This is a genomic window from Streptomyces sp. NPDC049627 (assembly GCF_044465645.1).
Classification (GTDB): Bacteria; Actinomycetota; Actinomycetes; order Streptomycetales; family Streptomycetaceae; genus Streptomyces.
On sequence record NZ_JBITLW010000005.1, the window covers coordinates 283,185 to 296,946 of the forward strand.

The 13,762-nt window shown below is 68.2% G+C and carries 13 protein-coding genes; 5 read left to right on the forward strand and 8 right to left on the reverse strand.

What is annotated here, in order from left to right; all coding sequences use genetic code 11:
- Nucleotides 1-39: 39 nt before the first annotated feature.
- From ACIBU0_RS15795 to ACIBU0_RS15820, 6 genes are all read right to left on the reverse strand, one after another.
- Nucleotides 40-777, reverse strand: coding sequence for a Tellurium resistance (locus tag ACIBU0_RS15795; RefSeq protein WP_398817637.1), 738 nt, complete (start codon nt 775-777; stop codon nt 40-42).
- 103 nt (nt 778-880) lie between these two features.
- Nucleotides 881-2,029 carry a DUF475 domain-containing protein gene (locus tag ACIBU0_RS15800; protein WP_398817640.1) on the reverse strand — a complete coding sequence of 383 codons (1,149 nt, stop codon included), beginning with the start codon at nt 2,027-2,029 and terminating at the stop codon, nt 881-883.
- A 125-nt stretch (nt 2,030-2,154) separates the two neighbouring features.
- Nucleotides 2,155-2,730: a TerD family protein gene (locus ACIBU0_RS15805; protein WP_398817642.1), complete on the reverse strand. Its 576-nt coding sequence runs from the start codon at nt 2,728-2,730 to the stop codon at nt 2,155-2,157.
- Between the two features lie 106 nt (nt 2,731-2,836).
- Complete coding sequence (locus tag ACIBU0_RS15810) at nt 2,837-3,412, reverse strand: calcium homeostasis/redox stress adaptation protein (protein ID WP_398817645.1); 576 nt, start codon at nt 3,410-3,412, stop codon at nt 2,837-2,839.
- A 113-nt stretch (nt 3,413-3,525) separates the two neighbouring features.
- Nucleotides 3,526-3,984 (reverse strand): peroxiredoxin, encoded by a 459-nt coding sequence (locus ACIBU0_RS15815; protein ID WP_398817648.1) that lies wholly within the window; start codon nt 3,982-3,984, stop codon nt 3,526-3,528.
- A gap of 119 nt (nt 3,985-4,103) precedes the next feature.
- On the reverse strand, nt 4,104-4,541 hold the full coding sequence (locus ACIBU0_RS15820) for a DUF3052 domain-containing protein (RefSeq protein WP_031476285.1): 438 nt from the start codon (nt 4,539-4,541) through the stop codon (nt 4,104-4,106).
- 361 nt (nt 4,542-4,902) lie between these two features.
- Here ACIBU0_RS15820 and aceE point away from each other — a divergent pair, with 361 nt between their 5' ends.
- Both aceE and ACIBU0_RS15830 read left to right on the forward strand, forming a co-directional pair.
- The gene (gene aceE, locus ACIBU0_RS15825; RefSeq protein WP_398817652.1) at nt 4,903-7,650 is read left to right on the forward strand and encodes a pyruvate dehydrogenase (acetyl-transferring), homodimeric type; all 2,748 of its coding nucleotides are present in this window, start codon (nt 4,903-4,905) and stop codon (nt 7,648-7,650) included.
- A 92-nt stretch (nt 7,651-7,742) separates the two neighbouring features.
- Nucleotides 7,743-8,495, forward strand: a complete 753-nt coding sequence (locus tag ACIBU0_RS15830) for a potassium channel family protein (protein WP_398817654.1) — start codon at nt 7,743-7,745, stop codon at nt 8,493-8,495.
- 211 nt (nt 8,496-8,706) lie between these two features.
- Here the strand turns inward: ACIBU0_RS15830 and ACIBU0_RS15835 are convergent, their stop codons facing one another.
- Both ACIBU0_RS15835 and ACIBU0_RS15840 read right to left on the reverse strand, forming a co-directional pair.
- Complete coding sequence (locus tag ACIBU0_RS15835; protein ID WP_398817657.1) at nt 8,707-9,012, reverse strand: small hydrophobic protein; 306 nt, start codon at nt 9,010-9,012, stop codon at nt 8,707-8,709.
- A gap of 206 nt (nt 9,013-9,218) precedes the next feature.
- Nucleotides 9,219-10,838, reverse strand: a complete 1,620-nt coding sequence (locus ACIBU0_RS15840; RefSeq protein WP_398817660.1) for an MFS transporter — start codon at nt 10,836-10,838, stop codon at nt 9,219-9,221.
- Nucleotides 10,839-10,904: 66 nt separating this feature from the next.
- Here ACIBU0_RS15840 and ACIBU0_RS15845 point away from each other — a divergent pair, with 66 nt between their 5' ends.
- The 3 genes from ACIBU0_RS15845 (at nt 10,905) to ACIBU0_RS15855 (ending at nt 13,760) form a co-directional block, all read left to right on the forward strand.
- Nucleotides 10,905-11,531 carry a TetR family transcriptional regulator gene (locus ACIBU0_RS15845; protein ID WP_398817663.1) on the forward strand — a complete coding sequence of 209 codons (627 nt, stop codon included), beginning with the start codon at nt 10,905-10,907 and terminating at the stop codon, nt 11,529-11,531.
- A gap of 93 nt (nt 11,532-11,624) precedes the next feature.
- Nucleotides 11,625-12,842, forward strand: coding sequence for an alpha/beta hydrolase (locus tag ACIBU0_RS15850; protein ID WP_398817666.1), 1,218 nt, complete (start codon nt 11,625-11,627; stop codon nt 12,840-12,842).
- A 57-nt stretch (nt 12,843-12,899) separates the two neighbouring features.
- On the forward strand, nt 12,900-13,760 hold the full coding sequence (locus tag ACIBU0_RS15855) for a DUF4429 domain-containing protein (RefSeq protein WP_398818297.1): 861 nt from the start codon (nt 12,900-12,902) through the stop codon (nt 13,758-13,760).
- Nucleotides 13,761-13,762 lie beyond the last annotated feature (2 nt).

Below are 13,762 nucleotides of genomic sequence, written 5' to 3' on the forward strand. Positions count from 1 at the left end.
CACCCGCCACACAGCCCAAGGTCCCGAGCTCTCAGGCGACTACTTCTCCGCCTTTGTCTTGTATCCGCGCCCCCACTGCAGCCCCCACCCGAACAACCGATCCAGCTCGGCCTGAAACCCGTAAACGAACTTCACCTCACGCCGGACCCACAGCTCACCCTTGACGTTCTCGATCATCACCACCGCACAGGACCGAGCCTGGGGGTGCCGCTCATCGAGACCTATCTCGATCCGGGGCCCGTTGCTCGGGTACAACGTGACGATCGCATGCGTACGGTCGAACGCCGGCGTCTGGTCGTAGATGTACACGAAGACCAGCAGCCGCTTGATGTTCTCCCGGTGATCCAGGTTGACGTACATCGTCTCCCCGGACGCCGACCCGAACCGGTCGTCCCCGCTGAGCTTGACGTACGGCGGCGAGTTCACGTCCCCGAAGAACCCGCCCAGCGGCTGGACGACCCCCTTCGTCCCGTCGGCCAGCTCATACAGGCACCCGAGGTCCAGGTCGACATTGACCATGCTCTGGCTGTGCCCGAGCACCTCCGGCGGCTTGAGCGCCTTGAACGGATGCCGCAGCAGACTCTCCCGCTGTGACCCCCCGATGTCGGACGTCCGCATCCGCCACGCGAGGTTGACCCGCAGATGCCCGGTCGCAGCACCCTGCTTGGTCAGGGAAACGCGATCGTGCCGCTTGGTCAGCGCGATCGCGTTCGTCGACGCACTGCCCGAGTCGAAATCGGCGGCTCGACCGCGCCAGAGTCCGTCCAAGAAGCCCATTCCGCCCCCACGTCCCACAAACGAACCGCGTTCACTTGGAAAAACCGGCGGGGCGGCCGGAGCCCGGCCGCCCCGCTCAGAGCGTTCCTCAGCTGCAGGGGTGTCACACCCCGGACGAGACCTCAGTCTTCTCGTCCGAGGCCGCCGCTTTTCCCTCCGCTGCGGCGAGCGCGCGGTTGCGGCGCACCGAGGACCAGAAGGAGGCACCGATCAGGACCACACCGATCAGGCCGGTGACGATCTCGCTGATCTGGTACTGGATGGTGACCATGAGGATCACGGCGAGCGCGCCGATCGCGTAGTGCGCGCCGTGCTCCAGGTAGACGTACTCGTCGAGGGTGCCCTGGCGGACCAGGTAGACGGTGAGCGACCGGACGTACATCGCGCCGATGCCCAGGCCCAGCGCCATCATGATGATGTCGTTGGTGATGGCGAAGGCGCCGATCACACCGTCGAAGGAGAAGGACGCGTCCAGGACCTCCAGGTAGAGGAACATGAAGAACGCGGCCTTGCCGGCGAGGGCGACGGCCGAGCGGGGCTTGCCCGTGCGCGCGGCCTCTTCCTCCTCCTCGTGCTCGCGTTCCTCCTCCTCTTCGAGTTTGTCCTCGAAGTAGCCGGAGAGACCGCCCACGATCATGTAGGTGATCAGGCCCGCGATGCCGGCCAGGAGCACCGTCTCCGCCTTGTCGACGTGGGTGCCGCCGTGCTGGTGGGCGTGGGTCGCGAAGGTCATCGCGCTGATGAGCAGCACGACCAGGGCGATGCAGACCGACAGCATGTCGACCTTGCCGAGCTTGGCCAGCGGGCGCTCCAGCCAGCTCAGCCACTTGATGTCCCGCTCCTCGAAGATGAAGTCGAGGAAGATCATCAGCAGGAACATGCCACCGAAGGCGGCGATCGCCGGGTGCGCGTCCGTCACCAGCTGCTGGTAGTGATCCTTGTCGGTCAGCGCCAGATCGACCGCCTCGACCGGGTTCAGCTTGGCGGTGACGGCCACGATGACGACGGGAAAGACGAGCCGCATACCGAAGACGGCGATGAGGACACCGATGGTGAGGAAGATCTTCTGCCAGAAGGCATTCATCTTCTTCAGGATTCCGGCGTTGACCACCGCATTGTCGAAGGAGAGCGAGATCTCGAGGACGGAGAGGATCGCCACGATGCCGAAGGCCTCCCACCCCCCGTAGAAGACCGCCGCGACGAGGCCGAGCGCGGTGACCGCGAACGACCAGCCGAAGGTTTTCAGAACCACTGGCTACCCAATCCTCTGTGTACGGGGCTCCCCCGCGCCGCACTCGGCTTTACGAAGCTTTGAACCCGAAGTCTAGTCGGCTCCCCTTCGCACCCCACCGGCCCCCGGCTTTTGCTCATATCGCGTTATGAGACGTTGACCCCGAAGTCCAGTGCGATGCCGCGCAGGCCCGACGCGTACCCCTGTCCTACCGCGCGGAACTTCCATTCGCCCTGGTAGCGGTAGACCTCGCCGAAGATCATGGCGGTCTCGGTGGAGGCGTCCTCGCTCAGGTCGTAGCGGGCGAGTTCCTGGCCGTCGGCCTGGTTCACCACGCGGATGAAGGCGTTGCTGACCTGGCCGAAAGTCTGGCCGCGCTCGTCGGCCATGTGGATGGAGACCGGGAAGACGATCTTGTCGCAGTGGGCCGGCACCTTGGAGAGGTCGACCAGGATCGACTCGTCGTCGCCGTCGCCCTCGCCGGTGAGGTTGTCCCCGGTGTGCTCCACCGAGCCGTCCGGGCTCTTGAGCTGGTTGTAGAAGACGAACCACTCATCGCCCAGGACCCGTCCGCCGTTGCACATCAGGGCGCTGGCATCGAGGTCGAAAGGGGCTCCGGTGGTGGAGCGCGCGTCCCAGCCGAGCCCGATCATCACCTGAGTGAGGTTCGGTGCGGCCTTGGACAGGGAGACGTTTCCTCCCTTGGCGAGCGTGACGCCCATGATGCTGGTCCTCCCCAGGGTGATGCTTCTTTGGTTGTCCTGCCCCAGAGGGGGCACGCCCAGGCGCCGCACCCGAACGGTGCGGCGCCGGAGCCGGCCAGTGGCCTCAGACGTTGACGCCGAAGTCCTGTGCGATGCCGCGCAGGCCCGAGGCGTAGCCCTGGCCGATGGCGCGGAACTTCCACTCCGCCCCGTGCCGGTACAGCTCGCCGAAGACCATCGCGGTCTCGGTGGACGCGTCCTCGCTGAGGTCGTAGCGCGCGATCTCTGCGCCGCCGGCCTGGTTCACGACGCGGATGAACGCGTTGCGGACCTGGCCGAAGGACTGCTGGCGGTTCTCGGCGTCGTAGATCGACACCGGGAAGACGATCTTCTCGACGTCGGCCGGGACACCGGCGAGGTTGACCTTGATCTGCTCGTCGTCGCCCTCGCCCTCACCGGTGAGGTTGTCGCCGGTGTGCTCGACGGAGCCGTCGGGGCTCTTGAGGTTGTTGAAGAAGACGAAGTGCTGGTCGCTGGCGACCTTGCCCGCGTTGTTCAGCAGCAGCGCGCTGGCGTCGAGGTCGAAGTCGGTGCCGGTCGTGGTGCGGACGTCCCACCCCAGACCGACGATGACCGCGGTGAGGCCGGGGGCCTCCTTGGTCAGTGATACGTTGCCGCCCTTGCTGAGGCTGACTCCCACGAGTCCTCCATTGGTTTCCAGGGGCGGGGAGCCCCGCCATGCGTTTGATATCGGATCAACGAGTCGATCCTAGTGACGGGTTCCCGTACCTCGCAGGCCTTGATGCCGAAGAATCAGAGGGTGTCGAGCGCCTTGACGTACTCGCTCAGGTCGCGCGCGTCCGGCAGGGCGTTGACGACGGTCCAGCGCACCACGCCCTCCTTGTCGATGACGAAGGTGCCGCGCACCGCGCAGCCCTTGTCCTCGGCGAAGACGCCGTAGGCCCGGCTGACCTCGCCGTGCGGCCAGAAGTCGCTGAGCAGCGGGTACTCCAGGCCCTCCTGCTCGGCGAAGACGCGCAGGGTGTGGATGGAGTCGTTGGAGACGGCGAGCACCTGGGTGTCGCGGTCGGAGAACTTCGGGAGGTTGTCGCGCACCTCGCACAGCTCGCCGGTGCACACGCCGGTGAAGGCGAAGGGGTAGAAGAGCAGGACGACGTTCTTGGAACCGCGGAAGTCGGAGAGCTTCACGCTCGCGCCGTGGTTGTCCTTGAGCTCGAAGTCGGGGGCCTTGTCGCCGACCTGGATCGCCATCGTCGTGGATGTCCCTTCGGTGGGGCTGTTCGGGTGGCATCCACCCTATGCAGCGGCCACCGGGGCCCGTGCAGGAGGCCGGGCCGGGCGTTTCGGCCCGGCCCGGCACCGTCACCGGATCACTTCTTGGTCTTCGCGGCCTTGGGCGTCACCAGCCGGCTGCCGCTCCAGTCCTTGCCGACGCTGACGCTCTTGGACGCCGACAGCCCCGCCGTCGTCGCGGCTTCCGAGATGTCGCTGGGCTCCACGTAACCGTCACGGCCGGTCTTCGGCGTGAGCAGGAGGATCGAGCCGCCCTCTTCGATGTACGTGGTGGCGTCCACCAGCGCATCCGTCAGGTCGCCGTCCTCGTCGCGGAACCACAGCACCACGGCATCGGCGACGTCGTCGTAGTCCTCGTCCACGAGCTCGTTGCCGACGACTTCCTCAATGGCCTCGCGGAGTTCCTGGTCTACGTCCTCGTCGTAGCCGATCTCCTGGACCACCTGCTCGGGCTGGAACCCCAGCCTGACGGCAGGGTTCGTCCGCTCCTCCGCGTGGTCCGCGGTCGCGCTCACGGGTTGCCTCCTGATCATGTCTTGGGAATAACTCAGCCACGCGCGTGCGCGAAGCATTGGCCGTAGTCCACACGGGCGGGACGGATCGCGCAAGTACCCGGCCGTTGAGACCGCCGAAACGGTGACGATCCTGAACGTGTCACCGCAACTCCTGGCACACCTCATCGTCTCAAGGTGACACGCACCACGCCAATGTGCCCCCTTTGTGCGTTTGGGAACCATGCGTGGGCACTCAGCCGTTTACCAGGCAACGGTTACCCCACAGTAGAGATGACGTTTGGCGCCCCGAGGTACACGATGGGGAGCGGTGCAGACGCCCAGAATCCCCAGAAACACAGCCCTCTGACAGGTAAGGACCAGCGTGGCTTCCGGATCCGATCGCAACCCGATCATCATTGGCGGCCTTCCGAGTCAGGTTCCTGACTTCGATCCCGAGGAAACCCAGGAGTGGCTCGACTCCCTCGACGCCGCCGTCGACCAGCGTGGCCGGGAGCGGGCCCGCTATCTGATGCTGCGGCTGATCGAGCGGGCCCGCGAGAAGCGTGTGGCCGTGCCCGAGATGCGCAGCACGGACTACGTCAACACGATCGCCACCAGGGACGAGCCGTTCTTCCCGGGCAACGAGGAGATCGAGCGCAAGATCCTCAACGCCACCCGGTGGAACGCGGCCGTCATGGTGTCCAGGGCCCAGCGCCCGGGGATCGGCGTCGGCGGCCACATCGCCACCTTCGCCTCCTCCGCCTCGCTGTACGACGTGGGCTTCAACCACTTCTTCCGCGGCAAGGACGACGGCCTCGGCGGCGACCAGGTCTTCTTCCAGGGCCACGCCTCCCCCGGCATCTACGCGCGCGCCTTCCTGCTCGACCGCCTCAGCGAGGAGAACCTCGACGGCTTCCGCCAGGAGAAGTCCAAGGCCCCGCAGGGGCTGTCCAGCTACCCGCACCCGCGGTCGATGCCGGACTTCTGGGAGTTCCCGACCGTGTCGATGGGCCTCGGCCCGATCGGCGCGATCTACCAGGCGCGGATGAACCGCTACATGGAGGCGCGCGGCATCGCGGACACCTCCAAGTCGCATGTATGGGCGTTCCTGGGCGACGGCGAGATGGACGAGCCGGAGTCGCTCGGCCAGCTGTCCATCGCCGCCCGTGAGGGCCTGGACAACCTCACCTTCGTCGTCAACTGCAACCTGCAGCGCCTCGACGGGCCGGTGCGCGGCAACGGCAAGGTCATCCAGGAGCTGGAGTCGATCTTCCGCGGCGCCGGCTGGAACGTGATCAAGCTGATCTGGGACCGGACGTGGGACCCGCTGCTCGCGCAGGACCGCGACGGCATCCTCGTCAACCGGATGAACACCACGCCGGACGGCCAGTTCCAGACATACGCCACCGAGACCGGCGCCTACATCCGCGACCACTTCTTCGGCGACGACCAGCGGCTGCGCGCCATGGTCGAGGGCATGACCGACGACCAGATCCTGCACCTGGGCCGCGGCGGTCACGACCACCGCAAGATCTACGCCGCCTACTCGGCCGCCCGCGCCCACAAGGGCCAGCCGACCGTGATCCTCGCCAAGACGATCAAGGGCTGGACGCTCGGTCCCAACTTCGAGGGCCGCAACGCCACGCACCAGATGAAGAAGCTGACGGTCGACGACCTCAAGCGCTTCCGCGACCGGCTGCACCTGCCGATCGCCGACAAGGAGCTGGAGAGCGGGCTCCCGCCGTACTACCACCCCGGGCGGGACTCCGAAGAGATCCAGTACATGCACGACCGCCGCAAGGGCCTCGGCGGTTACGTCCCGACACGCGTGGTGCGCTCCAAGCCGCTGGCGCTGCCGGACGACAAGACGTACGCGACCGTGAAGAAGGGCTCCGGTCAGCAGTCGATCGCCACCACGATGGCGTTCGTACGGCTGCTCAAGGACCTCATGCGGGACAAGGAGCTCGGCAAGCGGTTCGTGCTGATCGCGCCGGACGAGTACCGCACGTTCGGCATGGACTCCTTCTTCCCGAGCGCGAAGATCTACAACCCGCTCGGCCAGCAGTACGAGGCCGTCGACCGCGACCTGCTCCTCGCCTACAAGGAGTCGCCGACGGGCCAGATGCTGCACGACGGCATCTCGGAGGCGGGCTGCACGGCCTCCCTCATCGCGGCGGGTTCGGCGTACGCCACGCACGGCGAGCCGCTGATCCCCGTGTACGTCTTCTACTCGATGTTCGGTTTCCAGCGCACCGGCGACCAGTTCTGGCAGATGTCGGACCAGCTGGCGCGCGGCTTCGTGCTGGGTGCGACCGCCGGCCGTACGACGCTGACCGGTGAGGGTCTGCAGCACGCCGACGGCCACTCGCAGCTGCTCGCCTCGACCAACCCCGGCTGTGTGGCGTACGACCCGGCGTTCGGGTTCGAGATCGCGCACATCGTCAAGGACGGCCTGCGGCGCATGTACGGCAGCTCCGAGGAGCACCCGCACGGCGAGGACGTCTTCTACTACCTCACCGTCTACAACGAGCCGATCCAGCACCCGGCCGAGCCGGAGAACGTGGACGTCGAGGGCATCCTCAAGGGTGTCTACCGCTTCAGCGAGGGCACGTCGGGCTCGATCCCGGCGCAGATCATGGCGTCGGGTGTGGCCCTTCCCTGGGCGATCGAGGCGCAGAAGATCCTCGCCGAGGAGTGGAACGTCAAGGCCGACGTCTGGTCGGCGACCTCCTGGAACGAGCTGCGGCGCGAGGCCGTGGAGTGCGAGGAGCACAACCTGCTGCATCCGGAGGAGGAGCAGCGGGTGCCGTATGTGACGCGGAAGCTGACCGGGGTCCAGGGGCCGTTCGTGGCCGTGTCCGACTGGATGCGGGCGGTGCCGGACCAGATCGCCCGGTGGGTGCCGGGGACGTACCAGTCGCTGGGCGCGGACGGCTTCGGGTTCGCGGACACCCGCGGGGCGGCCCGCCGCTTCTTCCACATCGACGCGCAGTCGGTGGTCGTCGCCGTGCTGACGGAGCTGGCGAAGGAAGGGAAGGTGGACCGGTCGGTGCTGAAGCAGGCGATCGACCGGTATCAGCTGCTCGACGTCTCGGCCGCCGATCCCGGGGCTGCCGGGGGCGACGCGTAGCGTCAACGGCTCGACGGGGTGGTGTGCGCCGTGGGTGACCCGTGGGTGACCTGCGGGATACACCACCCCTTCACATTTCCTACGATGCGGACATGAAGCAAGCTCCTGCCCAGGTCCGTTGGGAACGGCATACCCAGCGGCCGCTGTTCGGTCTGGCTCTGGCGTTCGCCGTGGCCTATGCCGTGCCGATCGTCGAGCCGGACGCGGGCCGGGACGCGGTGACCGCGTGCCTCGTAGTGGAGTGGGTGGTGTGGGGGGCGTTCGCGCTGGACTACGTCGTGCGGCTCGCTCTCGCCGAGCGGCGGCGCGAGTTCGTACGGACCCACTGGCTCGATCTGTGTGCGGTCGTCCTGCCGCTGGTGCAGCCGTTGCGGCTGCTGCGGCTCGTGTCGACGTTGCTGCTCGTGGGGCAGCGGGCGCGGATGGCCTCACAGATCCGGCTGACGACGTACGTCGCCGGATCGGTGGTCGGGCTGATGATGTTCGGCTCGCTGGCCGTGCTGTCGGTGGAGCGGGATGCGCCGGGCGGGAACATCAAGACGCCGGGTGACGCGGTGTGGTGGTCCTTTACGACCATGACGACCGTCGGATACGGGGATCATGCGCCGACCACGGGGCTCGGGCGGATGATCGCCGTCGGGTTGATGCTGTCCGGGATCGCCCTGCTGGGTGTGGTGACCGCGAACATCGCCGCGTGGTTCATAGCTCGGTTCGAGATGGACGACGTGGAGGAGCGGCGGCAGACGGAGGCGATACGGGTGCTGACGGAGGAGGTTCGGGCGCTGCGGGCGGAGGTTGCCGAACTGTCGGGCAACCGGAAGGTCGGCGGGGAGCAGGTCCGTTAGCTGGTTGCCCGGCGTGGGGGCCGGCGGGGGTGGGTCGCGCAGCCCGGCGCTGACGGGTGCCGCCCGCGCCCACCCGTGCCGCCCCAGGCGGCACGAATGCCCGCGGTTGAGCGGACGGCACTGCAACGCCCTTAGGGGCGCGGGGAACTGCGCGATCAGCCACACACCGCCCGCAGCCGTCATCAAACCCGCGGCCCCGGGCTCTTGGGCACTAGAACATGCCGTTCCCCGGTGTTGCCGCCCCCGCGAGCCAGATGATGGCCAGCAGGGTGTCTATCGCCCCCAGCACCAACGCGATCAGCGCGGGAACGGGGCGGGCCCCGGTCCAGCTGCGGCCCATCGCCAGCCAACCGCAGGCAATCGCCACGGGGCCGAGGATGATGCCCAGGACGAAGAAGCCGGCGACCGCGCAGATGGTTCCGACGATCCCCAGCGTCGCGCGATCCGGCCCGGTCCGTGACCACGTCCGGCCACGTGAGCGGGGGTACCTGCGCGTTCCATGTCCGAAGCCCGCCATCGTCAACTCCCTGAGTCGGCGTTCGACTTGGCGAGTACCCACGGTGCGCCGGTCATTCCTACGCGTTTCCGGGCCGTCGGCGCGCTGTCCCCCTCCGGCAGCGCGCCGCAGGCCCTGGCTTGACCCAATGTGACGTGCCGCGCGTGCCGGAGGGGAGGGATCCCGGGCGCAGTCACCCTGATAGGCGAACTCCGCCGGAATCGGCGTCAGATGTGCGCCGCGCCCGCGCCCGCCTCCGCGTTCTCGCCCCGCTTGGTGAGGAAGGCGACGAAGACCGCGACGACGGCCACACCCGCGGCGACCAGGGACGCCAGGCTCATGCCGGAGAGGAACGTGTCGTGCGCCACGTCCGTGATCTTCGCGGCGATCTGCTCCGGGGTGCCCGGGGCCAGCGGTGCCACGCCGACCTGGACCGCCTCGGAGGCCTGGGCCTCCTGGGCCGCCGTGAGCGGCGGGAGTCCCGCGTCCGTCCAGTTGCCGGCGAGGTCGCTGTCGACCTTGGAGGCCATGACGGCGCCGAGGACGGCCGTACCGAGGCTGCCGCCGATCTGCATCGCCGCCTGCTGGAGACCGCCGGCCACGCCGGACAGCTCCATGGGCGCGTTGCCGACGATGACCTCCGTGGCGCCGACCATGACCGGCGCCAGGCCGAAGCCGAGCAGGGCGAACCAGACGGACATGATGCCGCTGCCGGTGTCCGCCGCCAGCGTGGACATGCCGTACATGGCGATCGCGGTGGCCGCCATGCCGCCCGCCAGCGGGATGCGCGGGCCCAGCTTGGTGATCAGCGCTCCCGCGAGCGGGGAGCCGACGATCATCATGCCGGTGAGGGGGAGCAGATGCTCGCCCGCCTCGATCGGGCCCATGCCGTGCACGTTCTGCAGGTAGAACGTCACGAAGAACAGGCCGCCCATGAAGGCGATGGCCATCAGGACCATCAGGACGACACCCGCGGAGAGCGGGACGGAGCGGAACAGTCCCAGCGGGATCAGCGGCTCCTTCACCTTCGTCTCCCAGAAGGCGAAGAACGCGAAGAGCAGGACCGACCCGGCGATGAACGCCCACGTCTTGCCGTCGCCCCAGCCCCAGGCCGGGGCCTTGATCAGGGCCCAGACCAGGCAGAACATGGCGCCCGACAGCAGGGCGATGCCCAGGAGGTCGAAGGAGCGCGGGGCGTTCTCGGCGCGGTGGTCGAGCAGGATCATGACGCCGAGGACGACGGCGACGATGCCGACCGGCACGTTGATGAAGAACACCGACTGCCAGTTGACGTGCTCGACGAGCACGCCGCCGAGGATCGGGCCGCCCGCGGTGGAGGCACCGATGACCATGCCCCAGATGCCGATGGCCATGTTCAGCTTCTCGGCCGGGAAGGTCGCCCGCAGCAGGCCGAGCGCGGCCGGCATCAGCAGCGCGCCGAACAGGCCCTGGAAGACGCGGAAGGTGACGACCAGCGCGATGCTGTCGGACAGGCCGATGGCACCGGAGGCGGCGGCGAAGCCGACCACGCCTATGAGGAAGGTCTGGCGGTGCCCGAAGCGGTCGCCGAGCTTGCCGGCCGTGATCAGGGAGACCGCGAGGGCGAGGAAGTAGCCGTTGGTGATCCACTGGACCTGGGCGAAGGTCGCGCCGAGGTCCTTCTGGATGGCCGGGTTGGCGATGGCCACGATGGTGCCGTCGAGGGCCACCATCATGACCCCCACTGCGACGGTGATGAGAGTGAACCAGGGGTGACCGCGCAACCCCTTGGTCTGCGTCGCGTCCGACGGAGCTGCCGGTGCCCTGCCCCCCGACCCCGTCGCTTCGATGGTGGTCTGACTAGTCATGTGTTCGAGGCTAGTGACAGCCACTGACAATTGACAAACCAATTCACAAGTCGGTAACTGACACGTATGGACACACTGCGCGAACGCAAGAAACAGCGCACCCGGGAAGCGCTGCTGCGGACCGCGCTGGAGCTCTTCACGAGCCAGGGCTACGAGCACACCACCGTCGACGACATCGCCGACGCCGTGGACGTCTCGCAGCGCACCTTCTTCCGCTACTTCGCCGGCAAGGAGGAGGCCGCCCTCGCGCTGCAGGAGATGACGGTGGCGCACTTCCTGCAGGCGGTGCGCGAGCGCCCGCCGCACGAGGCCCCGATGGAGGCGCTGCGGCAGGCCGTGCTGGAGGGCTGGGACACGCTCAACGACGTGGTCGAGGCGGTCGTACCGGTCGAGCTGTTCCTGCGCATGTACCAGGTGATCGAGTCGACGCCCGTCCTGCTCGCCGCCCATCTGCGGCGCTCGGTGGAGATCGAGGAGGCGATCGCGCGCATCCTGGCCGAGCGCGAGGGCGTCGACATCGACGCCGACCCGCGGCCGCGGCTGGCGGTGGCCGTCTTCGGCGGGGTGATGCGGCTGACGGAGCGTCAGTGGAGTACGGGTGCGGACTTCAGCCTCGACGCCATGCGGGCGTTGACCGTCTCATATCTCGAACAGGTGGGTCCCGCACTCAGCGAGAGCTGGCGAACACGCTGAGGTCATCGGGGTGTTCCCACCGGTGTGATCGAAACGTGATACCTGTCACTTGGTTAACGCGAGACCCTCCCGTTCTCCTAGTGTGTCCTCCCAGTGACTTCCTTCGACACGTCCCCGCAACTGAACGTCTGGCGCGCCCTGCTCGCGCTGGCCGTGGTGTTCGTGATGCTGGCGACCACCGGCTGGACCGCACTGCGCCATCACCGGAGCACCCCGCCGCTGCAGGCCTCGCTCAGCGCCTGGGAGCACGGCAGCATAGCCGGACACCGGTTGCCGGAGGCCGACTCCTCCCCCGCCCGGCTCGCCCGTTTCTTCGCCTCGCTCACCGATCAGCAGCGCGGCAGCCTCGCCCGCCGCTATCCGCTCGCGGTCGGCAACATGAACGGCGCCCCCGTCCAGCTGCGCTACCGCGCCAACCGCATCGCCCTCGACGAGGCGCGCAAGATCGAGCGGCGGCGGATGCACGACACGAAGCTCACGCCGGACGGGCAGCGTGAGGCGAGCCGCCGTATGCATCGCTTCGAGTCGATGATGCAGGCCGACCGGCACATCCTCGCCTTCGACCCGGAGGGGTCGGGGCGTGCCGCGGAGGTCTTCGGCGATCTGACGAAGGCCGAGCGGATCTCCGTCGTCGTCCCCGGCGTCGACACCAATCTGCTCACCTTCCAGCGCACCAGCCGCAAGTACTCGGCGCCGGTCGGCATGGCGCAGTCCCTGTACGCGGCCGAGCGCGCGGCGAGTGCCTCGACGCCCACGGCCGTGATCGCCTGGGCCGACTACACCACGCCGGAAGGCCTGGGCATCGACTCGGCGACGGCGATGCGGGCGCAGTCCGGGGCCGTCCGTCTGAACGCGCTGGTGCGGGCGCTGCCCGGCAGGTCACCGGTGTCCCTCTTCTGCCACAGCTACGGCTCGGTGCTGTGCGGCCTGGCCGCGCACACGCTGCCGGCACGGGTGGCCGACATAGCGGTGGCCGGCAGCCCGGGCATGCGGGTCGAGAAGGCCTCCCAGCTGCGCACCTCCGCACGCGTGTGGGCGATGCGGGACGCGGACGACTGGGTGCAGGACGTGCCGTACCTCGAACTCGGCGGTCTGGGACACGGGGAGGACCCGGTCTCGGCGGTGTTCGGGGCGCGGGTGCTGTCGGCGCGGGACGCGAAGGGACACGGCGGCTATTTCGAGCCGGGTACGGACAGCGTGCTGAACTTCGCCGAGATCGGGGTTGGCGCGTACGAGTCGGTGCGCTGCGCCGACGATGCCGAGGCCTGCCGGGCGGGTTTGTCCGGCACGGCGTCGGTCGGACGCGCGTAGAGGCGCAGGAACTGCGGTCTGCGCGAGGTGGCGACGGAGGAGCGCGTGCCGCATACGATGAGCCGCATGGGTGATGTACTGGCCGGATTTCATACCACCTGGGAGTTCGAGTCCGACTCCGTGCTCATCCGTCACGAACGGGGGATTCGAACTCCCAAGCTCTTCTCGGCGTTGGGGGAACGCCGTGTTCCCCTTGGGGCCATCGCCGGGGTGACGCTGACGCCGGGGAAGCGGGGCACCGTGGTGCTGCGCGTCGAACCCCGTCCCGGCGCCGATCCGCTGATGGAGGCGGCGGCCGGGCAGCTGAAGGAAGGGTGCGATCCGTATCGGCTGGTGCTGCCCGCGGACAAGGAGACGCTGGCCGAGTACTACGCCGACGAGTTGCGGGCGCAGTTGACGCACTCCGGGCCCGCCGAGGAGTTCCTCGTGGCCGCGCCCGAGGTGCCGTTGCAGTTCAAGGCGTACGACGGAAAGGCGTCCTTCGACGGCAAGACGGTGCACTTCCGGTGGTTCTGGACCGGGGCGTCGTCGGCGAAGTGGAAGGCCGGCGACCAGAGCTTTCCGGTGGCCGAGTTGAGCGGCGTCGAGTGGCGCTCTCCCGAGGTCTTCGAGGGACATCTGCGGTTGCTGCGGCGGGACTCCGCCGACGGCCGGCCGGCGCAGGCCGACCAGGATCCGGCGGCTGTGGTGTTCGGGCTCGGGTACGGGCCGGTGCATGAGTCGCTGCCCTTCGCCGCGGCCGTGCTGGCGGCGGTACGGAAGTCCGGGCCGGTCGCCGCGGTACCGGCAGCGGCACCGCGGCGTGACCCCGCCGACATCGCCGAGCGCATCCGCCACCTGGGAGAACTGCACAAGGCAGGGTTGGTGACGGATGAGGAGTTCTCGGTGAAGAAGGCGGAATTGCTGGCGGAGCTTTAGGA

Excerpts from the sequence above, each read along its gene's own strand:
- ACIBU0_RS15845 (WP_398817663.1), top strand. The coding sequence starts at position 10,905 with ATGGACACACTGCGCGAACGCAAGAAACAGCGCACCCGGGAAGCGCTG.
- ACIBU0_RS15855 (WP_398818297.1), top strand. The coding sequence starts at position 12,900 with ATGAGCCGCATGGGTGATGTACTGGCCGGATTTCATACCACCTGGGAG.
- ACIBU0_RS15830 (WP_398817654.1), top strand. The coding sequence starts at position 7,743 with ATGAAGCAAGCTCCTGCCCAGGTCCGTTGGGAACGGCATACCCAGCGG.
- ACIBU0_RS15795 (WP_398817637.1), bottom strand. The coding sequence starts at position 777 with ATGGGCTTCTTGGACGGACTCTGGCGCGGTCGAGCCGCCGATTTCGAC.
- ACIBU0_RS15840 (WP_398817660.1), bottom strand. The coding sequence starts at position 10,838 with ATGACTAGTCAGACCACCATCGAAGCGACGGGGTCGGGGGGCAGGGCA.
- ACIBU0_RS15815 (WP_398817648.1), bottom strand. The coding sequence starts at position 3,984 with ATGGCGATCCAGGTCGGCGACAAGGCCCCCGACTTCGAGCTCAAGGAC.
- ACIBU0_RS15805 (WP_398817642.1), bottom strand. The coding sequence starts at position 2,730 with ATGGGCGTCACGCTCGCCAAGGGAGGAAACGTCTCCCTGTCCAAGGCC.
- ACIBU0_RS15835 (WP_398817657.1), bottom strand. The coding sequence starts at position 9,012 with ATGGCGGGCTTCGGACATGGAACGCGCAGGTACCCCCGCTCACGTGGC.